This window comes from Streptomyces sp. NPDC050504 (assembly GCF_044458065.1).
In the GTDB taxonomy this organism is placed as follows: domain Bacteria; phylum Actinomycetota; class Actinomycetes; order Streptomycetales; family Streptomycetaceae; genus Streptomyces.
Genome location: NZ_JBITHO010000008.1, coordinates 121,991 through 144,058 on the forward strand (window position 1 = coordinate 121,991; position 22,068 = coordinate 144,058).

The following is a 22,068-nucleotide window of genomic DNA, read 5'->3' on the forward strand; positions in this document are numbered from 1 at the left end:
GGTCAGGGCGCGTCCTGCGCCTCGGGTCCCTCGATCAGCTGGGTGCGGCCGAGGACCGTGGCGTGCTCCAGCACGTCCTCCAGCGGATCGTCGATCTGCCCCACGCTCAGCAGCGTGACGCGCGGGGCGTTGTGCGACCCCTGGTGCGTCTCGTCGGCGTGCGCCGCCCCGACGGGCAGCAGCACCGCCGCGAGCGCGCCCAGAACGACCTGCGTGATCCTCATGTCCGTTCCCCACCTCGCCTGTCCGTACGACGGTTCGCCGACCGTGCCGGTTCACCCGTTCGCCGCGCTGTTCAACGCGCGCCCGTACGGACAGGTTGCGGTGCGGCGGCCGTCAGTTGTGGCTGTGCAGGACCTCGTTGAGGCCGCCCCAGACCGCGTTGTTCGGGCGGGCCTCGACGGTGCCGGTCACCGAGTTGCGGCGGAAGAGGATGTTGCTCGCGCCGGACAGCTCGCGGGCCTTGACGACCTGGCCGTCGGGCAGGGTGACGAGGGTGCCCGCGGTGACGTACAGACCGGCCTCGACGACGACCTCGTCGCCGAGCGGGATGCCGACGCCCGCCTCGGCGCCGATCAGGCAGCGCTCACCGATCTTGATGATGACGTTGCCGCCGCCGGAGAGGGTGCCCATGGTGGAGGCGCCGCCGCCGATGTCGGAGCCGTCGCCGACGACGACGCCCGCGGAGATGCGGCCCTCGACCATGGAGGTGCCCAGCGTGCCCGCGTTGAAGTTGACGAAGCCCTCGTGCATCACGGTGGTGCCCGCCGCGAGGTGCGCGCCGAGGCGGACGCGGTCGGCGTCGGCGATGCGCACGCCCTTGGGCGCGACGTAGTCCGTCATGCGCGGGAACTTGTCGATCGAGGTGACCTGGAGGTGCAGGCCCTCGGCGCGGGCGTTGAGGCGCACCTGCTCGACGTCGTCGACGGCGACCGGGCCCAGCGAGGTCCAGGCGACGTTGGCGAGGAGTCCGAAGACCCCGTCCAGGTTCTGGCCGTGCGGCTCGACCAGCCGGTGGCTGAGCAGGTGCAGGCGGAGGTACGCGTCGTGCGCGTCGAGCGGCTTGTCGTCCAGCGAGCCGATGACCGTGCGGACGGCGACGATCTCGACGCCGCGGCGGGCGTCCACGCCGAGGGCCTTGGGGGCGCTGTTGCCCAGCGCGTTCAGGGCCTCGTCGGCGGTCAGGCGGGTGGTTCCGGCGGGGCCGGGCTCTTCGGTCAGCTCGGGGGCGGGGAACCAGGTGTCGAGCACGGTGCCGTCGCCCGCGATGGTGGCGAGTCCGGCGGCGACGGCGCCGGTGGAGCGTGAAGCAGTGGTGTCGGTCATGCCAGGAAACCTAACCGGCGGGGGCGGGCGAGGGCGAACCGGTCTCGTCGTGCGGGACCGGTCCGCCCGTGGCCGCGGGGTGCGCCGGACCCCCGTGCCGGCGCACCCCGCGGGATCCGGGACCCGCGCCCCGGAGGTCCGGGGCGCGGTCCCCGGGGCTCAGCGCTCGCGTCCCGGCGCCTTCACCACCGCGATCCGGGTCATCAGCTCACTGCTGTAGAGCACGTCCGCGGTGTTCTTCTTGCCGTCGATGGTGCCCCCCGCCCGGTAGACGCTGCGCTCGCCCAGGTACGCGTAGGTGCGCGGATCGAGCAGGATCTCCTCGCGGATGTTGTTGTACTTGAGGCTGTTGCTGTCCGGCCAGCTCAGGGTCAGCACGGAGCGGCCCGCCTGGTCCTTGACCGGCTTCTTCGAAAGCGTTGCGCCCGGCATCAGCTCCAACGCCCGGAACAGCGCGCCGTGCACCGGCGCGGGGATGTCCTCCACGCACTTCAGCACTGTGTGGATGCGGTTGTAGTGGCTGCCCATGCTGGTGCCCTCGGCCGGGAGCATCGCGAGCCGCAGGTCCTCCCTCAACCGCTTCGGGTCGGTGGAGATCCCGGAGATCTTCCGCCGCAACCGGTCCGGCGTGCCCCACTGCCCGCAGTCGATCTGCCACCCGGAAGGGACGCGGTTCCTGCCGGTCGCCGAATACTTCTTGAGCTTGTCGTCGGTGTAGGCGTTCTTCTCGTAGGTGTCGCGGATGTCGGCGCGGTTCCAGACCTCGGAGGTCCTGGTGGACCACACGACGTCATCGCCGCCCGTGTACAGGGCCTTGTTCATCCCCCGGTAGAACAGGCTGGAGTTGAACTCGACGTACTTCCGGTACGTCCAGCCGCGCGGCGCTTCCCCGGCCACCGGACGGGCCGCCGCGACACTGCCCGCCGGCTTCTCGACCGAGCGCGCCGCCTTCTCGAACTCCGACACGACCTCCGCGGGTTCCGACTTCTCCGGCCCCGTGAGCTGCGCCGCGAGCACCACGATCCCGGTCACGGCAGCGACGGTGGCCACCGCCGCGAGCATCCGGCCCCCGGGCAGCCGCCGTGCGTGCCCGCCGCGCGCCGCCGCCTCCAGCAGCCGCTGCCGCCCCGGTGCGAGCCTGGCCCGGTCGGGGGCAGGGGCGTCCGCGCGCATCCCGCGCACCACGTCCATCTCATCCATGGCCGACCGCCTCCACCGTGAACTCGTTCTCGCTCGCGGGATCGGCGTCCCCGAGGGCCGCCCGCATCTTCTTCCTCGCGCGGTTGAGCCGGGAGCGGACCGTCCCGACCGGTATGGAGAGCGCGTCGGCGACCTCCTGGTAGCTGAGGTCCGCCCACGCGACGAGGAGCAGCGCGTGCCGGTCACCCGCGGAGAGGCCCGCGAGCGCCTTCGCCACGGGCCCGTACGCGGCCTTCGCGGCGACCCGGGCGTCCGCCCGGTCGGACCAGGACTCGGCGACGGGGTCGTGTCCGGTGCGGGCGAGCGCCCTGAGCGCCCGCACCTCGCTGCGCCGGTGCTTGCCGATGAGGTTCGCGGCGATGCCGTACAGCCAGGGCCTGGCGTTGCCCCGGGACAGGTCGTACCGCCCGCGCACGCGGAACGCGGCGAGGAAGGTGTCGGCCGTGATGTCGTCGGCGGCCGCGTCGCCCAGTCGGCGCGCTGCGTAGCGGTGGATGTCGGCCGCGTACCGCGTGTACAGCTCGGCGAACAGCTCGGGCTGCTTCAGGGACCGGGCGATGACGGCCGCGTCGTCATCGGGGACGGGCAGGTCGCTCATGCGGCCCCCACGTTCTCACGTCTGCTTCTCACGCCTCTACTCACCCGCTGCCCCGATTCGAGTTCACGCGACCACAGGAACCTACCTGACCAGCTGAGTTCCTTTTAGGAACTCACTATGGCAGCATCGTCGCCACGGCCCGGACGGACGGGCCGACGAGATAGCAGACGAGAGAACCGACGAGAAGCAGGACGCCCGTGCCCCCACGCGACCGCCCCACCGACGACACCTGCGCGATCGCCCGTGCGCTCGACGTGGTCGGCGACGGATGGACGCTGCTGATCGTGCGCGACGCGGCGCGCGGCGTGCACCGCTTCGACGCGCTGCAACGGGAGCTCGGCCTGTCGCGCAAGGTCTTGGCGGAGCGGCTGAAGCTCCTGGTGGCGACGGGCGTGCTGGCGCGGGAGCCGTACCAGGAGAGGCCGCCGCGCTTCGAGTACCGGCTGACCGCGCGCGGCCGCGCCCTGCTTCCCGTACTGATCGCGCTTCAGGACTGGGGGGACACCTGGGTCCTGGGAGACGGAGAGACGATGGCCACGACGACCGAGCCGTCCCCGGAGGCGGAGCGGGTACGGGCCCTGGTGGGCACCGCGCTCCCCGCGCTGACGCTGCCGGGCAGCGGGGGCGCCCCGCGCGACCCGGTGTCGCCCGACACGCCCTTCACGGTCCTGTACTGCTTCCCCGGCGCGTACGCCCGCCAGGACGCCTACCCGCCGGGCTGGTCCGGGATCCCCGGCGCGCGGGGCTGCACGCTGGAGTCCTGCACGTACCGCGATCAGCTGGCGGAGTTCACTGCCGCGGGCGCGACGGTGCACGGCCTCTCGACGCAGCGCCCGGACGACCAGCGGGCGTTCGCCGAGAAGGAGCGGCTTCGCTTCCCGCTGCTCTCGGACGCGGAGCTGGAACTGACGGCGGCGCTGCGGCTGCCGACGTTCCGCACGGCGGGGGCGAGCCACCTCAAGCGGCTCACCCTGATCGTGGACGCGGACCGGGTCGTACGGAACGTCCAGTACCCGGTCACGGACGTCGCGGCGAGCGTCGAGGAGGCCCTGCGGACGGTCCGGTCCCTCAGTCGGCCGCGGAGTTGACGAGCACCCTGCGGAGCATGTCCCGGGTGTACGCCTCGTCGTACTCGCCGCCCGTGAGCAGCACCTGGAGGCAGATCCCGTCCATCAGCGCGACCAGCCCGCGCGCGGTGACGGGATCCGTCCGCCCCCGCAGCTCCTCGCCGATCCCCGCGCACCACTCGGCGGCGACCGGCCGCAGCGCGGGGCGGCGCAGCGCGGCGAGGTACAGCTCGTACTCCAGCTCGGCCCCTTCGCGCCCCCGGGCGGCCCACTCCCCGAGCAGCGCCGCGAGCCCGTCGGCGAGGTCGGCGCCGACCCCCCAGCCCTCGGCCCGCTCGCGCACGAGCGACGCGAACCCCTCGTTGGCCTGCCGCAGCGCGGCCACGAGGAGGTCGTCGAGCGTCTTGAAGTGGTAGGTGGTCGACCCGAGCGGCACGTCGGCCTCGGCCGCGACGGACCGGTGGCTGAGCCCGGCGATCCCCTTCTCACCCGCGACCCGCAGCGCCGCGTCGACGATCCGCTGCCGCCGCTCGGGGTCGTACCGCCGGACCATCAGTGTGCCCCGCCCAGGTTCAGCACCACGACCCCCGCGATGACCAGCCCGACCCCCGCCAGCTTCGCGAGGCTCACGGTCTCCCCCAGGAACACCATCCCGATCCCGGCGACGGCGGCGGTCCCCACCCCGGCCCAGATCGCGTACGCGGTCCCCACCTGGAGCGTCTTCAGCGTCTGCGCGAGCAGCGCGAAGGCGACGACGTACCCGACGACCGTGATCAGCGAGGGCCAGAGCCTGCTGAACCCCTCGCTGTACTTCATGGCCGTGGTCCCGGCCACCTCCGCCGCGATGGCCGCGGCCAGCAGTCCATATCCCATGTGTACGAGTGTACGCATCGATGCGTACACCTGTACACAGGAATCTTCCGCCCATGCGGAAGGGCCCCGGTGCTCGATGCACCGGGGCCCTTCGCGAACCGCTTCCGCGGTGGGGAACCTCAGACGTTGAAGCCGAGCGCGCGCAGCTGCTCGCGGCCGTCGTCGGTGATCTTGTCCGGGCCCCACGGCGGCATCCAGACCCAGTTGATCTTCAGCTCGCTGACGATCCCGTCCGTCGCGGACTTCGCCTGGTCCTCGATCACGTCCGTCAGCGGGCAGGCCGCCGACGTCAGCGTCATGTCCAGCGTCGCGACGTTGGAGTCGTCGATGTGGATGCCGTAGATCAGGCCGAGGTTGACGACGTCGATGCCCAGCTCGGGGTCGACCACGTCGTACAGCGCCTCGCGGACCTCCTCCTCGGAGGCCGGCTTCATCGTGGCAGCGTTCTCGCTCATGCCGTCTTCCCTTCGGACAGCGCCTGCGCCGTCGCGTCCTTCCATGCCATCCAGCTCAGCAGAGCACACTTCACCCGGGCCGGGTACTTGGAGACGCCGGCGAACGCGACCGCGTCCTCCAGCACCTCCTCCATGGCCTCGTCGGGCTCCAGCTTGCCCTTGGACTGCATCAGCTCCAGGAACGCGTCCTGGATCTTCTGCGCCTCGGAGAGCTCCTTGCCGACCAGCAGCTCGTTCAGTACGGACGCCGAGGCCTGGCTGATGGAGCAGCCCTGGCCCTCGTAGCTGACGTCGGCGATGCGCTCGCCCTCGTACTTCACGCGCAGCGTGATCTCGTCGCCGCACGTCGGGTTGACGTGGTGCACCTCGGCGTCGCCGTCCCGCAAGCCCCGGCCGTGCGGGTGCTTGTAGTGGTCCAGGATGACGTCCTGGTACATCGAATCCAGCTTCACGCGTCGTCAGCCCCTCATCCGAAGAAGTTGCGGACGTGCTCCAGACCCGCGACCAGGGCGTCGACCTCGGCCGGGGTGGAGTACAGATAGAACGACGCCCGCGTGGTCGCGGGAATTCCGTACCGCAGGCAGACCGGCCGCGCGCAGTGGTGGCCCACGCGCACCGCGATGCCCAGCTCGTCCAGGACCTGGCCCACGTCGTGCGGGTGGATGTCGCCCAGGGTGAAGGAGATCGCGGCGCCGCGGTCCTCGGCCGTTTCCGGGCCGATGATCCGCAGGTCGGGCACCTCCAGGAGGCGCTTGACCGCGTACTCGGTGATCGCGTGCTCGTGGCGCGCGATGTTCTCCATGCCGATCGAGTTCAGGTAGTCCACGGCCGCGCCGAGGCCCACGGCCCCCGCGATCGGCGGCGTGCCCGCCTCGAACTTGTGCGGCGCCGGGGCGTACGTCGAGGAGTGCATCGAGACGGTCTCGATCATCTCGCCGCCGCCGAGGAACGGCGGCAGGTCCTCCAGCAGCTCCTGGCGGCCCCAGAGGACGCCGATGCCCGTCGGGCCGCACATCTTGTGGCCGGTGAAGGCCACGAAGTCGGCCTGGAGCGCCTGCACGTCGAGCACCGCGTGCGGCGCCGCCTGCGAGGCGTCGATCAGGACCAGCGCGCCGACCTCCTGGGCGCGGCGCACGATGGCCTCGACCGGGTTGACGGTGCCCAGGATGTTGGAGACCAGCACGAAGGAGACGATCTTCGTCTTCTCGGTGATGACCTCCTCGATGTTGGAGAGGTCGAGGCGGCCGTCGTCGGTGAGGCCGAACCACTTCAGCTTCGCGCCCGTGCGCTGCGAGAGCAGCTGCCACGGCACGATGTTGGAGTGGTGCTCCATCTCCGTGATGACGATCTCGGTCTCGCGGTCCACGCGGTAGGGCTCGTCGGCCCAGCCCAGCATGTTGGCGACCAGGTTGAGCGACTCCGAGGCGTTCTTGGTGAAGATCACCTCGTCGCGGCTCGGCGCGTTGATGAAGGCGGCGACCTTGTCGCGCGCCCCCTCGTACAGCGCCGTGGCCTCCTCGGCCAGCACGTGCACGCCGCGGTGGACGTTGGCGTTGTGCTGTTCGTAGTACTGGCTGATCGCGTCGATCACCTGGCGCGGCTTCTGCGAGGTCGCCGCGTTGTCCAGGTAGACGAGCTTCTTTCCGTCGTGGAGCACCCGGTCGAGGATCGGGAAGTCCTTGCGGATCGCCTCGGTGTCGAGGAGGCCCGGCAGCTGTGTCACGAAGATGCGCCACCCTTCACGTACGCCTCGTAGCCCTCGTTCTCCAGCTTGTCGGCCAGCTCGGCGCCGCCGGACTCGGCGATCCTGCCGTTGGCGAAGACGTGCACGAAGTCGGGCTTGATGTAGCGGAGGATCCGCGTGTAGTGCGTGATCAGCAGGGTGCCGACCTCACCGGTCTCGCGGACGCGGTTGACGCCCTCGGAGACGACGCGCAGGGCGTCGACGTCCAGGCCGGAGTCCGTCTCGTCGAGGATCGCGATCTTCGGCTTGAGGAGCTCCATCTGGAGGATCTCGTGGCGCTTCTTCTCACCGCCGGAGAAGCCCTCGTTGACGTTGCGCTCGGCGAAGGCGGGGTCCATCTGGAGCCGCTCCATCGTCTCCCTGACCTCCTTCACCCAGGTGCGCAGCTTGGGGGCCTCGCCGCGGATGGCGGTGGCGGAGGTGCGGAGGAAGTTCGACACGGAGACGCCGGGGACCTCGACCGGGTACTGCATGGCGAGGAAGACGCCGGCGCGGGCGCGCTCGTCGACGGACATCTCCAGGACGTCCTCGCCGTCGAGGGTGACGGTGCCGCCGGTGATCGTGTACTTCGGGTGACCGGCCAGCGAGTACGCCAGGGTCGACTTGCCCGAGCCGTTGGGACCCATGATCGCGTGGGTCTCGCCCTGCTTGACGGTCAGGTCGACGCCCTTGAGGATCTCGCGGGCTCCGTTCTCCGCCTCGACGGAGACGTGCAGGTCGTGGATTTCAAGCGTTGCCATGGGTGACTCAGGACTCCTGGGTGACGGAGACGAGCACATCGTCCCCTTGGATCTGTACGGGGTATACGGGGACGGGGCGCGTCGCGGGAAGGCCGGACGGCTTGCCGGTGCGCAGGTCGAAGCTGGAGCCGTGCAGCCAGCACTCGATGGCGCAGTTCTCCACCTCGCCCTCGGAGAGCGAGACGTTCGCGTGCGAGCAGATGTCGTTGACCGCGAACACCTCCCCCTCGGTGCGCACGACCGAGACGGGCACGGAGCCGACCTCCACCCGCTTGGGGGTGTCGTCCTCCAGCTCGCTCAGCGCGCAGACGCGGACGAAGTCGGCCATCAGACGGACGCCTCCAGCTCGGCGTCGATCTTGGCGAGCAGCCGCTCCTCGACGTCCGGGAGGCCGATCTGCTGGACCAGCTCGGCGAAGAAGCCGCGGACGACCAGGCGACGGGCCTCGTCGGCCGGGATGCCGCGCGCCATCAGGTAGAAGAGCTGCTCGTCGTCGAAGCGTCCGGTGGCCGAGGCGTGACCGGCGCCGGCGATCTCGCCGGTCTCGATCTCCAGGTTCGGCACGGAGTCGACGCGGGCGCCGTCGGTCAGAACCAGGTTGCGGTTCATCTCGTAGGTGTCGGTGCCCTCGGCGGCGGCGCGGATGAGCACGTCGCCGATCCAGACGGCGTGCGCCTCGTTGCCCTGCAGCGCGCCCTTGAAGACGACGTTGGACTTGCAGTGCGGGGTGTTGTGGTCGACCAGGAGGCGGTGCTCCTGGTGCTGCCCCTGGTCGGTGAAGTACAGGCCGAAGACCTCGGCCTCGCCGCCTGGCCCGGCGTACTCGACGCGCGGGTGGATGCGGACCAGGTCGCCGCCGAAGGTGACGACGACGGACTTGAACGAGGCGTCGCGGCCGACCAGCGCGTTGTGCTGGCCGACGTGGACGGCCTTGTCGTCCCAGTCCTGGACGGAGACCACGGTGAGCTTGGCGCCGTCGCCCAGCACGTAGTCGACGTTGGCGGCGAGCACCGCGTCGCCGGTGTGGTCGATGACCACGACGGCCTCGGCGAAGGCACCGAGCTGGACGACCTGGTGGCCGTAGGCGACGCCGCCCTCGCCGTGCACGGCGATCCGGATCGGCTCGGTCAGCACCGTCTCCTTGGGGACGGTGACGACCGAGGCCTTCTCGAAGGAGCTGTACGCCTGGGCCGCGACCCGGTCGACCGGCGTGCCGGCCCTGCCGAGCCGGGCGTCGTCGCGGCCGACGGTCTCGACGGTGACGCCGTCGGGGGCCGTCACGTCGACCCGTACGCCGTCGCCGGTCGCGGTGGCGGTGCCGTCGTGCAGGCCGCGCAGCCGCTCCAGCGGGGTGAAGCGCCATTCCTCCTCGCGGCCGTGCGGGACGGGGAAGTCCGCGACGTCGAAGGACGGCGGCGCGCTCATGCGCGTGGCGACGGTCGACTCGGCGGCCACCGCGATCGAGCCGGAGGTGGTGGCACCCGCCGGGATGTTCTGCTGGGCCATGGCTGTCGTGATGCTCTCTCTCTGGGTCAAGAAGTCAGTCGCTGCGGGGGTGCGGGGCCTTAGCCGACCGAACCCTCCATCTGCAGCTCGATCAGCCGGTTGAGCTCCAGGGCGTACTCCATGGGCAGCTCCTTGGCGATCGGCTCGACGAAGCCGCGCACGATCATGGCCATCGCCTCGAACTCGGTCATGCCGCGGCTCATCAGGTAGAAGAGCTGGTCCTCGGAGACCTTGGAGACGGTCGCCTCGTGGCCCATGGACACGTCGTCCTCGCGCACGTCCACGTAGGGGTACGTGTCGGAGCGGGAGATCGTGTCGACGAGCAGGGCGTCGCAGAGCACGTTCGACTTGGCGCCGGGGGCGCCCTCGCCGATCTCGATGAGGCCGCGGTAGGAGGTGCGGCCGCCGCCCCGCGCCACCGACTTGGAGACGATGTTGGAGGAGGTGTTCGGCGCCAGGTGGACCATCTTGGCACCGGCGTCCTGGTGCTGGCCCTCGCCCGCGAAGGCGATGGACAGCGTCTCGCCCTTGGCGTGCTCGCCCATCAGGTAGACGGCCGGGTACTTCATGGTCACCTTGGAGCCGATGTTGCCGTCGACCCACTCCATGGTCGCGCCCTCGTAGGCGACGGCGCGCTTGGTGACCAGGTTGTAGACGTTGTTCGACCAGTTCTGGATCGTCGTGTAGCGGCAGCGGCCGCCCTTCTTCACGATGATCTCGACGACGGCGCTGTGCAGCGAGTCCGAGGAGTAGATCGGCGCGGTGCAGCCCTCGACGTAGTGGACGTAGGCGTCCTCGTCGACGATGATCAGCGTCCGCTCGAACTGGCCCATGTTCTCGGTGTTGATCCGGAAGTAGGCCTGGAGCGGGATCTCCACGTGCACGCCCTTCGGCACGTAGATGAAGGAGCCGCCCGACCACACGGCGGTGTTCAGCGAGGCGAACTTGTTGTCGCCGACCGGGATGACGGTGCCGAAGTACTCCTTGAAGAGCTCCTCGTGCTCCTTCAGCGCGGTGTCGGTGTCGACGAAGACGACGCCCTGCTCCTCCAGGTCCTCGCGGATCTGGTGGTAGACGACCTCGGACTCGTACTGGGCCGCGACGCCCGCGACGAGGCGCTGCTTCTCCGCCTCCGGGATGCCGAGCTTGTCGTACGTGTTCTTGATGTCCTCCGGCAGGTCCTCCCAGGACTCGGCCTGCTTCTCGGTGGACCGCACGAAGTACTTGATGTTGTCGAAGTCGATGCCCGACAGGTCGGAGCCCCAGTTAGGCATGGGCTTCTTGTCGAAGAGCCGCAGGCCCTTGAGCCGCAGCTTCAGCATCCACTCGGGCTCGTTCTTCTTCGCGGAGATGTCGCGTACGACGTCCTCGCTGAGACCGCGCTTGGCGGCGGCGCCCGCCGCGTCGGAGTCGGCCCAGCCGTACTCGTACTTGCCCAGCCCTTCGAGCTCAGGGTGAGCAGTCTCCTCGATGGGGAGAGTCATGCGGGGTTCCTCCCGGCCTTGCTTGCAGATGCTGACGTCATGGTTTCTGGGATGTAGGTCGTGCAGACCCCGTCGCCGTGGGCGATCGTGGCCAGGCGCTGGACATGAGTCCCCAGGAGCGCCGAGAAGATCTCGGTCTCCGCCTCGCACAGCTGTGGGAACTGCTCGGCGACGTGGGCGACCGGGCAGTGGTGCTGGCAGAGCTGCTCCCCCCTGCGCGGGGAGGGCGCGGTGCGCGCCGTAGCAGCGTACCCGTCTGCGGACAAGGCCCTTGCCAGTGCCTGGGTCCGCTCGTCGGGGCCGGCGGCGGCGATGGCCGCGCGGTACGCCTCGGCCTGGACGCCGATCCTGGCACGGGCGAACGCGGCGACCGCCTCGTCCCCCGCGGTCTCGGCGATCCAGCGCAGCGCGTCGACGGCGAGCTTGTCGTAGCTCTGGTCGAAGGCGTCCCGACCGCAGTCGGTGAGCGCGAAGACCTTGGCGGGCCTGCCCCTCGTGCGCGCGCCGTAGACCCGCTGTTCGCGGGGTTCGACGACGCCGTCCAGAGCGAGTGCGTCGAGGTGGCGGCGGACCGCCGCCTGGGTCAGACCGAGGCGTCCCGCGAGGTCGGCCACGGTGGACGGGCCGTGGTGCAGGATGGAGCGCGCGACGCGGTCGCGGGTGGACTGGTCCGCCCGAGATCCCGTCGCGGTCTCCTCCTGCGGAGCCTCGCCGACGTTTTTCACAACGCCATTGTTGCGTAATTCCCTGGACGGCGACAAGCCGCGCCCGGAGCAAGATCCGGTGGGGTGCATCACTTAGGCACACCTAAGTTGACCTGCGGAAATGATCAAATTCGGTGGTCGGACCGCACCGCGTCGGGCACACTCCGGACCATGCCCGAGACCCCTGGCACAGGCCCGCTCTGCACCCGCGAATCGATCGCGAGCGATCTTCGCGGCATCGGCATCCGCCCTGGTGAGACCCTTCTCGTCCACACCTCGCTGTCCGCGCTCGGCTGGGTCTGCGGAGGTGCGGAAGCGCTCGTCCAGGCCCTTCTCGACGCGCTGGGCGACGACGGCACGCTGGTCGTCCCGGCACACTCCGGGGGCAATTCCGACCCCTCGGAATGGGGCAGTCCGCCCGTCCCAGAGAGCTGGTGGCCGACCATCCGCGCGACCATGCCCGCCTACGATCCGCGTACGTCTCCTACGCGCGGCATGGGCGTCGTCCCGGAGACCGTACGCAATTGGCCGGGCGCGGTGCGCAGCGCACATCCGCAGACCTCGTTCGCGGCGGTCGGACCCCGTGCGGCGGAGCTGACCGCGGGGCACCGGGTGGACGACCGGCTCGGCGAGTCGAGCCCGCTGGCGCGTCTGGAGGAGGCGGGCGCGCGGGTGCTGCTGCTGGGCGCGGGGTACGACAGCTGTACGGCGTTCCACCTCGCGGAGTACCGGATCCCCTCGCCCCTCGTCGAGAACTCCTTCGCGGTGATGACGCCGGAGGGCAGGAAGTGGCTGACGGTGCGGGAGCCGGCGATCAGCGAGGAGCGGTTCGACGAGCTGGGCGCGGCCTTCGAGGCGGCCCGCCCGGCGTCGGTCTCGCCGGGCAGGGTGGGCGCGGCGGCGACGCGGCTCTTCCCGCTGGCGGACGCGGTGGCGTTCGCCGGGACCTGGCTGCCCGAGCACCGGCCGGGCGTCGTCCACTGACACGGCCGACCGGCCGGACCGTCCCGCGCACCGCCGACCCCGTCCCGCGCACCGCCGGACCCCTCCCGCGCACCGGCCGCGCCGCACCGACTGACGGCCGGTGCGGCGCGGCCGGTTCCGATCCCGTGGGGGTCAGGGGGCCGGATCGGCCCTTTCGGTCGTCCGGTACGCGCGGCGGGAGGCACCCGCCTCCCCCTTCTCGCGGCTCGAAGAGAGATGGTGGAGCAGGAGCGGGAGTTGCGACAGGGGGCCTGGTGACGAGAACCGGCCAAAGGCGTTTCCCGGCAGGCGCGGGACCCCGGGGGGAATGACGGAAAACGTTCCCCGCGCCGGTGCGCGGGGCCCCCGCGCACCGGCGCGGGGACGCGTGCCGCGTCCCGGGGACCCGTGCACCGGCCCGTCCGGCGGCTGCCTAGACTTCCCCGCATGGGAAATGAGTCCGTCGTCCAGGTCCGGGGCCTGGTCAAGCGGTACGGAGACAAAACCGCGGTGGACGGCCTCGATCTCGACGTCCGCGCGGGCGCCGTGACCGCCGTCCTGGGCCCGAACGGCGCGGGCAAGACCACCACGGTCGAGACGTGCGAGGGCTACCGCAGGCCCGACGCGGGCACCGTCCGCGTCCTGGGCCTCGACCCGGTGACCGAGGCCGCGGCCCTGCGCCCCCGCATCGGCGTGATGCTCCAGTCGGGCGGCGTCTACTCGGGCGCCCGCGCCGACGAGATGCTGCGCCACGTGGCGAAGCTGCACGCCCACCCGCTGGACGTGACCGCGCTGATCGAGCGCCTGGGCCTCGGCTCCTGCGGCCGCACCGCCTACCGCCGCCTCTCCGGCGGCCAGCAGCAGCGCCTCGCCCTGGCGCTCGCCGTCGTCGGCCGCCCCGAGCTGGTCTTCCTCGACGAGCCGACCGCCGGCCTCGACCCGCAGGCCCGCCGCTCCACCTGGGACCTCGTGCGGGAGCTGCGCGCCGACGGCGTGTCCGTCGTCCTCACCACGCACTTCATGGACGAGGCCGAGGAGCTGGCGGACGACGTCGCGATCGTCGACGCGGGCCGGGTCGTCGCCCAGGGCTCCCCCGAGCAGCTGTGCCGCGGCGGCGCCGAGAACACGCTGCGCTTCACGGGCCGCCCCGGGCTGGACGTCGGCTCGCTCCTGAAGGCGCTGCCCGACGGCACCCAGGCCGCCGAGACCGGCGCGGGCGCGTACCTGATCACCGGGAACGTGGACCCGCAGCTGCTGGCGACCGTCACCTCGTGGTGCGCCCAGCACGGCGTGATGCCCGACGGCATCTCGGTCGAACGGCACACCCTTGAGGACGTCTTCCTGGAACTGACCGGCAAGGAGCTCCGCGCATGAGCAGCGGTACCTACACCCCTCGCCCCGGCGCGGCCCCGCTCCCCCGGATGATCGCCGCGCAGACGGCCCTGGAGACCAGGATGCTGCTGCGCAACGGCGAGCAGCTGCTGCTCACCGTGATCATCCCCTCCCTCCTCCTCGTCCTCTTCGGCACCGTCGACATCATCGACACCGGCGAGGGCGACGCGGTCGACTTCCTGGCGCCCGGTGTCCTCGCGCTCGCCGTGATGTCCACGGCCTTCACGGGACAGGCCATCGCGACCGGCTTCGAGCGGCGGTACGGGGTGCTCAAGCGGCTCGGCGCGTCGCCGCTGCCCCGCTGGGCGCTGATGTGCGCCAAGACCCTCTCCGTCCTGGTCACCGAGGTGCTCCAGGTCGCCCTGCTCACGGCGATCGCGTTCGGCCTCGGCTGGTCGCCGCACGGCAACCCGCTCTCCGTGCTGCTCCTGCTGCTGCTCGGCACCGCCGCCTTCTCCGGGCTCGGCCTGCTGATGGCGGGCACGCTCAAGGCGGAGGCGACGCTGGCGGCCGCGAACCTCGTCTTCCTGCTGCTCCTGGTGGGCGGCGGGGTGATCGTGCCGCTGGACAAGTTCCCGGACGCGGTCCGATCGGTGCTGGGCCTGCTGCCGATCTCGGCGCTCTCGGACGGCCTGCGGGACGTGCTGCAGCACGGCGCGGGCGTGCCGTGGGGGAACCTCGGGATCCTCGCGGTGTGGGCGGTGCTCGGCCTCGGCGCGGCGGCGAGGTTCTTCCGCTGGGAGTGAGCAGGGCGCGGCGGGCGGGAGTGACCGGGCGAACGCGTTCCGTGTCGCCCCGCCCCTCGTGAAAGCTTGCACAAGCGTCCGCCTACGATAGGGCGCGTGCCAAAGCTGACCCGAGCCGAAGTCGCTCAATTCGCGCGAAACCCGCTCGCCTTCGTCGCGGACCGCTGGACCCCCTCACCCCGGGCCCTGAGGCGTGCGACGCTCGCCGCCGTCGTCATGTCCGTGCTGATCATCGTGACCGGTGGCGCGGTCCGGCTGACCGGCTCGGGACTGGGCTGCGACACCTGGCCCAAGTGCACCGACGACAGCCTGCTCGCCACGCCGGAGCAGGGCCTGCACGGGGCGATCGAGTTCGGCAACCGCATGCTGACGTACGTCCTGTCGGCCGCGGTCGGCTGGGCGATCATCGCGGTGCGCTCGCTGAAGCCGCGCCGGGTCGGTCTGACGCGGCTCGCCTGGGTCCAGTTCTGGATCGTCTTCTCCAACGCCATCCTCGGCGGCATCACCGTCTGGGCGGGGCTCAACCCGTGGACGGTCGCCGGACACTTCCTGACCGCGAACGCGCTCCTCGCGGTCGCCGTGGTCACCTGGCACCGCGCCACCAAGGAGGGCGACGCCGCGCCGAAGCCGCGCGTGCCGCGCCCGGTGCGCAAGCTGTCCTGGGCGCTGATGGCGGCCTCGGTCGCGGTAATCGTGTTCGGTACGACGGTGACGGGTTCGGGCAAGCACGCGGGCGACAGCAGCGACGTGCCGCGCATGCCGTGGGACTGGACGGTCGCGGCGCACGTCCACGCGATCGCCGCGTGGCTGGTGTGCGCGCTGGCCGTCGCGATGTGGCTGGTGCTGCGGGTGGTGGACGCCCCGGACGACACCCGGGCGCGGGCCCGCGACCTGCTGGTCGTGCTGCTGCTCCAGGGCGGCATCGGTTACGTGCAGTACTTCACGGACGTCCCCGAGCTGCTGGTCGCGGCGCACATGCTGGGCTCGTCGCTGATGTGGATCGCGGTGATCCGCCTCGCCCTGAGCCTGCGCGAGCGCACGGACGGCAGGCCCGCGATCCCGGCCCAGTCGGACAGCGAGCTGTCGCCGGTCTGACGCACGCATTCCGGACGGGGGCGGGGCCGCACCACGGTTCCCGCCCCCTTTCCGTAGCAGGCAGGGCAGGCAGGGCAGGTCATTCGAGCCCGTACACGCGCCGCGCGTTCTCCGCGGCCAGCATCCGCGCCACCCGCTCCGCGTCCCCGCGCGAGCAGACGCCGTCCACGGACCAGCCGTCCAGGACCCGCCACAGCGCCTCGTGGAACCCGCGCACGCCGATCACGTGCAGTTCGGGCAGCGCCCGCGCGCCGCTGGAGAACAGCAGCTTCCCGAAGGGCGCGACGTCCAGCATCCGGGCCAGCTCGGCGGCCGTCGACGGCCCCACGTCGGCGTACACGTGGGAGTGGACGCCCGCCAGCTCGGCGGCCGCGCGGTGGTGCGGATGGGTGCCGAGCAGCACCAGGTCCGTGCCGAGCCCGGCCGTCGCCGCGGCGAAGTCCGCCAGCGGGGCCGGGTCGCCGCCCCGCGCGTGCAGCTGGAGCGGCAGGCCCGAGGCGACCGCGCTCCACAGCAGGTGCCGCAGCAGTACGGGGTCGTCCAGCGCTCCCCCGGCCTGGCGGCGCGCCAGCCAGCGGCCCGCGGCCCCGCGCACCTCGCCGGGTCCCGGCGGGTCGGGGGTGAGCGCGAGCCCGGTGCGCACGCCGGTGACGGACGAGAAGGCGACGGTGTCGGACGCGGCCGTGTCGTGCACGGCCTCCGCGAGGTTGGCCAGCAGGGCGTCCACGGTCCCCGAGGTGTCCGCGACGTGCTGGGCGAGCAGTTCGACGCGGACGATCTCGCGCGCGGACGCGGCGCCCGCCGCCGCGAGCTCGGCGGGCCCCGTGAGGTCGTCGGGCAGCCCGGTGTCCACGAGGTACGTGGAGACGCCGCTGCCGGTCAGCAGCCGCCGCCCGGCCTCCATGACGCCCAGTTCCCTGCGGCGCGCCAGGTAGCGGGCCGGCGGGCAGTGCGGTTCGAGCCCGAGGAGCGGCGGGCACCAGCGCCGTACGGCGAACCCCGTCCGGGTGTCGAAGAAGGTCGTGCCGGGCGCGGGCGGGCCGCCGGTGCGCCCGAGGTGGGCCTCGAACGTGCCGAGGCCCAGTTCCGTGCGGAGCACTCCGTGGCAGTACTGGTCCACCAGGGACGGCGTTTCCATCACACCGTACTAACGCGCGAACACCGCGTCAGGTGTGGCCGGGCGCCGACCGTGCCCGGTTTTCGGCCCCCGGGCCGTGCCGTCAGGCGTTGGTCGGGATGTTGCTCGGGCCGCCGAGCTGGATGCCCGCCATGCGCTTCCACTCGTAGTGCCCGGTGCGCACGCGGGCGGCGAACTCGCCGTCGAACTCGTCGTGGCGGGTGATGCCGGAGATCTGCACGGCCCGCTCGGCGACGTCGTAGCTGGGCGCCACGAGGTCGCCCCAGCCGCCGTCCTTGCCGACGAGGACGATGCGGGTGCCGATCCGCCCGATGTACGCGATCTGGCCCTCGGCGCCGTTGTGCTTGTCCGCGAAGGCGCCGATCTGCCGGGCGAGCTTGTGCGCGCGGCGCTCGGCGCGGGCCGCCTGCTTGGGGTTCACCTGAGTCTGTGCCGTCTCTGCCATGCGCAAGATGCTACCGACGGGTAGTGGATACGGCGACGGGCGGGGCACGTGGCCTGGACCACGTGCCCCGCCCGTCTCGCGTACGTCGGGACTACCGCAGGAAGGGGTCCACCGCGACCGCGACGAAGAGCAGCGACACGTAGGTGATGGACCAGTGGAACAGGCGCATCTCCTTGAGCTTGCCGCCCGTCGCGCCCGCCTTGGCGCGCGTCTGGAGCGCGTGCGCCTCCCAGAGCCACCAGCCGCCGGTCAGCAGCGCGACCGCCGTGTAGAACCAGCCGGTGTAGCCCAGCGGGGTGAGCAGCAGCGAGACGGCGACCATCACCCAGCTGTAGAGGACGATCTGCCGGGCGACCACCTTGTTGCCCGCGACGACCGGGAGCATGGGCACGCCCACGCGCTCGTAGTCGTCCTTGACCTTCATCGACAGCGGCCAGTAGTGCGGCGGCGTCCAGAAGAAGATCACCATGAAGAGGATCACGGCGGCCCAGGACATCGAGTTGGTCACCGACGACCAGCCGATCAGCACCGGCATGCAGCCCGCGATGCCGCCCCAGACGATGTTCTGGGTGGTGCGCCGCTTGAGGATCATCGTGTAGACGACCACGTAGAACAGCAGTGCGCCCAGCGAGAGCCAGGCCGAGAGCCAGTTGACCAGCAGGCCGAACCAGAGCGTGGAGACCACGGCGAGCGTGATGCCGAAGACCAGGCACTCGCGCGGCGAGACCATGCCGGTGACCAGTGGACGCTGCGACGTGCGGTCCATGAGGGCGTCGATGTCGCGGTCGTACCACATGTTCAGCGCGTTGGCGCCGCCCGCCGACAGATAGCCGCCGAGGCACGTGACGAAGACCAGCCACAGGTTCGGGACACCCTGCTGTGCAAGGAACATCACCGGAACGGTGGTGATCAACAGCAGCTCGATGATCCGCGGCTTGGTCAGCGCCACGAATGCCTTGATGCGGGCCCCGAACGGCCGATGGCCCCCCGGGCTCGGAGTCAAGGCGACCCCTGCGGGTCGGGACTCGACGGCCGTCACGCACACCCCTGACAGAGAAATACCAGGCAAGCTCCGGGTGATGAAGGCCCGGTAAAGACTTGCGCGAACCCGACCACTGTAGACGTTGCCCACGGGCCGACCTTCGCGGGGGTGGGGTCGTGTTGGGAGTGGTGCCTCAAAGGAGGTACGGAACCTTCGGGAGGCGGGCCCCGGCGACTGACCGCACTCTGGAATCACGGGAAAGACGCATGTGCGTGCGGGGGTAGGCTCGACAGCGCCCGGTACGCCCACCAGTCACCGGGATTCGACATGTGAAGCATGTGGAGAGGAGCCCTGACTCAGGGTGAGCACCAAGCCGACCATCACAGACCTCGCCTGGACCGAACTGGACCAGCGGGCCGTTGACACCGGCCGCGTCCTGGCTGCCGATGCCGTACAGAAGGTCGGCAACGGCCATCCCGGCACGGCGATGAGCCTGTCCCCGGCCGCGTACACCCTCTTCCAGAAGGTGATGCGCCACGACCCGGCCGACCCGGAGTGGGCCGGCCGCGACCGGTTCGTCCTGTCCGCCGGGCACTCGTCCCTGACGCTGTACGTACAGCTGTACCTGGGCGGCTTCGGCCTGGAGCTGGACGACCTGAAGGCGTTCCGCACCTGGGGCAGCAAGACCCCGGGCCACCCGGAGTACGGCCACACCGCGGGCGTGGAGACGACGACCGGGCCGCTCGGCCAGGGCGTCGCCAACGCCGTGGGCATGGCGATGGCCGCCCGCTACGAGCGCGGCCTGTTCGACCCCGAGGCCCCGGCGGGCACCAGCCCGTTCGACCACTTCGTGTACGCCGTCGCCGGTGACGGCTGCCTCCAGGAGGGCATCTCCGCCGAGGCGTCCTCCCTCGCGGGCCACCAGAAGCTGGGCAACCTGGTCCTGCTCTGGGACGACAACCACATCTCCATCGAGGGCGACACGGAGACCGCGGTCTCCGAGGACACCTGCCTGCGGTACGAGTCGTACGGCTGGCACGTCCAGCGCGTGCAGCCCAAGGAGAACGGCGACCTGGACCCGGCCGGGCTCTTCGCCGCGATCGAGGCCGCGAAGGCCGTGACCGACAGGCCGTCGTTCATCGCGATGCGCTCGATCATCGCCTGGCCCGCGCCGAACGCCCAGAACACCGAGGCCTCGCACGGCTCGGCGCTCGGCGACGACGAGGTGGCCGCCACCAAGCGCGTGCTGGGCTTCGACCCCGAGCAGACCTTCGAGGTCTCCGACGAGGTCTTCGCGCACACCCGCGCGCTCGGCGACCGCGGCCGCGAGGCCCGCGCCGAGTGGGACAAGGCCCTCGCGGCCTGGCGCACCGCCAACCCGGAGCGCTCCGCCCTCTTCGACCGGATCACCGCCGGCGAGCTGCCCGAGGGCTGGGAGGCGCACCTGCCGGAGTTCGAGACCGGCAAGGGCGTCGCGACGCGCGCCGCGTCCGGCAAGGTCCTCCAGGCGCTCGGCGCCGTGGTCCCCGAGCTGTGGGGCGGCTCCGCCGACCTCGCGGGCTCGAACAACACGACGATCGACAAGACGTCGTCCTTCCTCCCCGAGGGCAACCCGCTGCCGGAGGCCGACCCGTACGGCCGCACGATCCACTACGGCATCCGCGAGCACTCGATGGCCGCCGAGATGAACGGCATCGCGCTGCACGGCGGCACCCGCGTCTACGGCGGCACCTTCCTGGTGTTCTCCGACTACATGCGCAACGCGGTGCGGCTGTCCGCGCTGATGCACCTGCCGGTGACGTACGTGTGGACGCACGACTCCATCGGCCTCGGCGAGGACGGCCCGACGCACCAGCCGGTCGAGCACCTGGCGTCGCTGCGCGCGATCCCCGGTCTGAACGTGGTCCGCCCCGCGGACGCCAACGAGACGGCCGTCGCCTGGCGCGAGATCCTCAAGCGCTACACGAAGGTGTTCGGCAAGGGCGCCCCGCACGGCATCGTGCTGACCCGCCAGGGCGTGCCGACGTACGACCGCGCGGTCACCGAGGGCGCGGCCAGGGGCGGCTACGTGCTGGTCGAGGCGTCCAAGGAGACGCCGGACCTGGTTCTGGTCGCCACCGGTTCCGAGGTGCAGCTCGCCGTGGAGGCGCGCGAGGCGCTGGAGGCCGAGGGCGTGGCCACCCGGGTCGTCTCGATGCCGTCGGTCGAGTGGTTCGAGGAGCAGGAGCAGGGGTACCGGGACTCGGTGCTGCCGCCCGCGGTGAAGGCGCGCGTGGCCGTCGAGGCGGGCATCGGGCTCACCTGGCACAAGTACGTGGGCGACGCCGGGCGCATCGTTTCGCTGGAGCACTTCGGGGCTTCGGCCGACGGCAAGGTGCTCTTCCGCGAGTTCGGCTTCACTGCCGAAGCGGTCGCCGCCGCCGCCCGGGAATCTCTCGCCGCCGCAGCGCGCTGACGCCGGTACACGAACTAGTAGGAGATGCAACTCTCATGACGGACGCACTCAAGCGCCTCTCCGACGAAGGCGTCGCGATCTGGCTCGACGACCTGTCGCGCAAGCGGATCACGTCGGGCAACCTCGCCGAGCTGATCGACCAGCAGCACGTGGTGGGTGTCACCACCAACCCGTCGATCTTCCAGAAGGCGATCAGCAGCGGCGACGGCTACGAGCAGCAGCTCGCCGACCTCGCCGCCCGCGAGGTCACCGTCGACGAGGCCATCCGTATGATCACGACGGCTGACGTGAGGGACGCCGCCGACATCCTGCGGCCCGTCTTCGACGCGACGCAGGGCCAGGACGGCCGGGTCTCCATCGAGGTCGACCCGCGCCTGGCGCACAACACCGTCGCCACCGTCGCCGAGGCCAAGCAGCTGGCGTGGCTGGTGGACCGGCCGAACACCCTCATCAAGATCCCGGCGACGAAGGCGGGCCTGCCCGCGATCACCGAGGTCATCGGCCTTGGCATCAGCGTCAACGTCACGCTGATCTTCTCGCTGGAGCGCTACCGCGCGGTCATGGACGCCTACCTGGCGGGCCTGGAGAAGGCCAAGGAGCGCGGCCTGGACCTGGCGAAGATCCACTCGGTGGCGTCCTTCTTCGTGTCCCGCGTGGACACCGAGATCGACAAGCGCCTGGACGGCATCGGCACCGACGAGGCCAAGGCCCTCAAGGGCAAGGCGGCCCTCGCCAACGCGCGCCTGGCCTACGAGGCGTACGAGGAGGTCTTCTCCTCCGACCGCTGGACCGCCCTCGACAAGGCGCAGGCCAACAAGCAGCGCCCGCTGTGGGCCTCGACGGGCGTCAAGGACCCGGCGTACAAGGACACCCTGTACGTGGTGGACCTGGTCGCTCCCGGCACGGTGAACACCATGCCGGAGGCCACGCTGGAGGCCACCGCCGACCACGGCGAGGTCGCGGGCGACACCGTGCGCGGCACCTACGAGCAGTCCCGCGCCGAGCTGGACGCCGTCGAGAAGCTGGGCATCGCCTACGACGACGTGGTGCAGCTCCTTGAGGACGAGGGAGTCGAGAAGTTCGAGGCGTCCTGGAACGACCTGCTCAAGTCCACCGAGGCGGAGCTGAAGCGCCTCGCACCTTCGGAGGCGTAAG

24 protein-coding genes are annotated in these 22,068 nt (G+C 71.2%); 7 read left to right on the forward strand and 17 right to left on the reverse strand.

From position 1 onward, the window contains the following. Positions 1 to 2: 2 nt before the first annotated feature. From ACIBNE_RS28730 to ACIBNE_RS28745, 4 genes are all read right to left on the reverse strand, one after another. Positions 3 to 224 carry a hypothetical protein gene (locus tag ACIBNE_RS28730; protein ID WP_399276542.1) on the reverse strand — a complete coding sequence of 74 codons (222 nt, stop codon included), beginning with the start codon at positions 222 to 224 and terminating at the stop codon, positions 3 to 5. A gap of 112 nt (positions 225 to 336) precedes the next feature. Next, positions 337 to 1,326: a 2,3,4,5-tetrahydropyridine-2,6-dicarboxylate N-succinyltransferase gene (dapD, locus tag ACIBNE_RS28735; RefSeq protein ID WP_399276544.1), complete on the reverse strand. Its 990-nt coding sequence runs from the start codon at positions 1,324 to 1,326 to the stop codon at positions 337 to 339. Between the two features lie 159 nt (positions 1,327 to 1,485). Then, positions 1,486 to 2,526, reverse strand: coding sequence for a hypothetical protein (locus tag ACIBNE_RS28740; protein WP_399276545.1), 1,041 nt, complete (start codon positions 2,524 to 2,526; stop codon positions 1,486 to 1,488). Next, on the reverse strand, positions 2,519 to 3,124 hold the full coding sequence (locus ACIBNE_RS28745; protein WP_399276547.1) for an RNA polymerase sigma factor: 606 nt from the start codon (positions 3,122 to 3,124) through the stop codon (positions 2,519 to 2,521). Before ACIBNE_RS28745 ends, ACIBNE_RS28740 begins: the two co-directional genes overlap by 8 nt. 197 nt (positions 3,125 to 3,321) lie before the next feature. Here ACIBNE_RS28745 and ACIBNE_RS28750 point away from each other — a divergent pair, with 197 nt between their 5' ends. Then, positions 3,322 to 4,212 (forward strand): winged helix-turn-helix transcriptional regulator, encoded by an 891-nt coding sequence (locus ACIBNE_RS28750; protein WP_399276549.1) that lies wholly within the window; start codon positions 3,322 to 3,324, stop codon positions 4,210 to 4,212. Here the strand turns inward: ACIBNE_RS28750 and ACIBNE_RS28755 are convergent. The 10 genes from ACIBNE_RS28755 to ACIBNE_RS28800 all read right to left on the reverse strand — a co-directional run bounded on the left by ACIBNE_RS28755 (position 4,193) and on the right by ACIBNE_RS28800 (position 11,718). Continuing rightward, positions 4,193 to 4,744, reverse strand: a complete 552-nt coding sequence (locus ACIBNE_RS28755; RefSeq protein WP_399276551.1) for a TetR/AcrR family transcriptional regulator — start codon at positions 4,742 to 4,744, stop codon at positions 4,193 to 4,195. The two genes, ACIBNE_RS28750 and ACIBNE_RS28755, sit on opposite strands and share 20 nt — an antisense overlap. Further along, positions 4,744 to 5,064, reverse strand: coding sequence for a DMT family transporter (locus tag ACIBNE_RS28760; RefSeq protein WP_399276553.1), 321 nt, complete (start codon positions 5,062 to 5,064; stop codon positions 4,744 to 4,746). The genes ACIBNE_RS28755 and ACIBNE_RS28760 overlap by 1 nt, the downstream gene beginning before the upstream one ends. Before the next feature lie 119 nt (positions 5,065 to 5,183). After that, positions 5,184 to 5,519 (reverse strand): metal-sulfur cluster assembly factor, encoded by a 336-nt coding sequence (locus ACIBNE_RS28765; protein ID WP_399276555.1) that lies wholly within the window; start codon positions 5,517 to 5,519, stop codon positions 5,184 to 5,186. Then, positions 5,516 to 5,971 (reverse strand): Fe-S cluster assembly sulfur transfer protein SufU, encoded by a 456-nt coding sequence (gene sufU / locus ACIBNE_RS28770; protein ID WP_399276557.1) that lies wholly within the window; start codon positions 5,969 to 5,971, stop codon positions 5,516 to 5,518. The genes ACIBNE_RS28765 and sufU overlap by 4 nt, the downstream gene beginning before the upstream one ends. A gap of 14 nt (positions 5,972 to 5,985) precedes the next feature. After that, on the reverse strand, positions 5,986 to 7,242 hold the full coding sequence (locus tag ACIBNE_RS28775; RefSeq protein ID WP_399276559.1) for a cysteine desulfurase: 1,257 nt from the start codon (positions 7,240 to 7,242) through the stop codon (positions 5,986 to 5,988). Further along, entirely contained in the window at positions 7,239 to 8,003 is a 765-nt protein-coding gene (sufC, locus tag ACIBNE_RS28780; protein ID WP_399276561.1) for a Fe-S cluster assembly ATPase SufC, read from the reverse strand. Before sufC ends, ACIBNE_RS28775 begins: the two co-directional genes overlap by 4 nt. Positions 8,004 to 8,010: 7 nt before the next feature. Beyond that, on the reverse strand, positions 8,011 to 8,331 hold the full coding sequence (locus ACIBNE_RS28785; RefSeq protein ID WP_399276563.1) for a non-heme iron oxygenase ferredoxin subunit: 321 nt from the start codon (positions 8,329 to 8,331) through the stop codon (positions 8,011 to 8,013). Continuing rightward, positions 8,331 to 9,509: a Fe-S cluster assembly protein SufD gene (sufD, locus tag ACIBNE_RS28790; protein ID WP_399276565.1), complete on the reverse strand. Its 1,179-nt coding sequence runs from the start codon at positions 9,507 to 9,509 to the stop codon at positions 8,331 to 8,333. Before sufD ends, ACIBNE_RS28785 begins: the two co-directional genes overlap by 1 nt. 59 nt (positions 9,510 to 9,568) lie before the next feature. Continuing rightward, positions 9,569 to 10,993, reverse strand: coding sequence for a Fe-S cluster assembly protein SufB (sufB, locus tag ACIBNE_RS28795; protein ID WP_399276567.1), 1,425 nt, complete (start codon positions 10,991 to 10,993; stop codon positions 9,569 to 9,571). Next, on the reverse strand, positions 10,990 to 11,718 hold the full coding sequence (locus tag ACIBNE_RS28800; RefSeq protein ID WP_399276569.1) for a helix-turn-helix transcriptional regulator: 729 nt from the start codon (positions 11,716 to 11,718) through the stop codon (positions 10,990 to 10,992). The genes sufB and ACIBNE_RS28800 overlap by 4 nt, the downstream gene beginning before the upstream one ends. Before the next feature lie 150 nt (positions 11,719 to 11,868). Here ACIBNE_RS28800 and ACIBNE_RS28805 point away from each other — a divergent pair, with 150 nt between their 5' ends. From ACIBNE_RS28805 to ACIBNE_RS28820, 4 genes are all read left to right on the forward strand, one after another. Then, positions 11,869 to 12,681, forward strand: a complete 813-nt coding sequence (locus ACIBNE_RS28805) for an aminoglycoside N(3)-acetyltransferase (RefSeq protein WP_399276570.1) — start codon at positions 11,869 to 11,871, stop codon at positions 12,679 to 12,681. 426 nt (positions 12,682 to 13,107) lie between these two features. Further along, entirely contained in the window at positions 13,108 to 14,034 is a 927-nt protein-coding gene (locus ACIBNE_RS28810) for an ABC transporter ATP-binding protein (RefSeq protein WP_399276572.1), read from the forward strand. Continuing rightward, on the forward strand, positions 14,031 to 14,798 hold the full coding sequence (locus tag ACIBNE_RS28815) for an ABC transporter permease (RefSeq protein WP_399276574.1): 768 nt from the start codon (positions 14,031 to 14,033) through the stop codon (positions 14,796 to 14,798). The genes ACIBNE_RS28810 and ACIBNE_RS28815 overlap by 4 nt, the downstream gene beginning before the upstream one ends. Positions 14,799 to 14,894: 96 nt before the next feature. Then, positions 14,895 to 15,893 carry a heme A synthase gene (locus tag ACIBNE_RS28820; protein ID WP_399276576.1) on the forward strand — a complete coding sequence of 333 codons (999 nt, stop codon included), beginning with the start codon at positions 14,895 to 14,897 and terminating at the stop codon, positions 15,891 to 15,893. Between the two features lie 79 nt (positions 15,894 to 15,972). On the opposite strand, the gene ACIBNE_RS28825 is transcribed toward ACIBNE_RS28820, so the two are convergent. From ACIBNE_RS28825 to ACIBNE_RS28835, 3 genes are all read right to left on the reverse strand, one after another. Further along, positions 15,973 to 17,034: an amidohydrolase gene (locus ACIBNE_RS28825; protein ID WP_399276578.1), complete on the reverse strand. Its 1,062-nt coding sequence runs from the start codon at positions 17,032 to 17,034 to the stop codon at positions 15,973 to 15,975. A 79-nt stretch (positions 17,035 to 17,113) separates the two neighbouring features. Next, the gene (locus ACIBNE_RS28830; protein WP_399276580.1) at positions 17,114 to 17,476 is read right to left on the reverse strand and encodes a hypothetical protein; all 363 of its coding nucleotides are present in this window, start codon (positions 17,474 to 17,476) and stop codon (positions 17,114 to 17,116) included. 91 nt (positions 17,477 to 17,567) lie between these two features. Next, positions 17,568 to 18,521 carry a heme o synthase gene (locus ACIBNE_RS28835; RefSeq protein WP_399276582.1) on the reverse strand — a complete coding sequence of 318 codons (954 nt, stop codon included), beginning with the start codon at positions 18,519 to 18,521 and terminating at the stop codon, positions 17,568 to 17,570. 298 nt (positions 18,522 to 18,819) lie between these two features. Here ACIBNE_RS28835 and tkt point away from each other — a divergent pair, with 298 nt between their 5' ends. Then, positions 18,820 to 20,913, forward strand: coding sequence for a transketolase (gene tkt / locus ACIBNE_RS28840; protein ID WP_399276584.1), 2,094 nt, complete (start codon positions 18,820 to 18,822; stop codon positions 20,911 to 20,913). Positions 20,914 to 20,948: 35 nt separating this feature from the next. After that, entirely contained in the window at positions 20,949 to 22,067 is a 1,119-nt protein-coding gene (gene tal / locus ACIBNE_RS28845) for a transaldolase (protein WP_399276586.1), read from the forward strand. Position 22,068 lies beyond the last annotated feature (1 nt).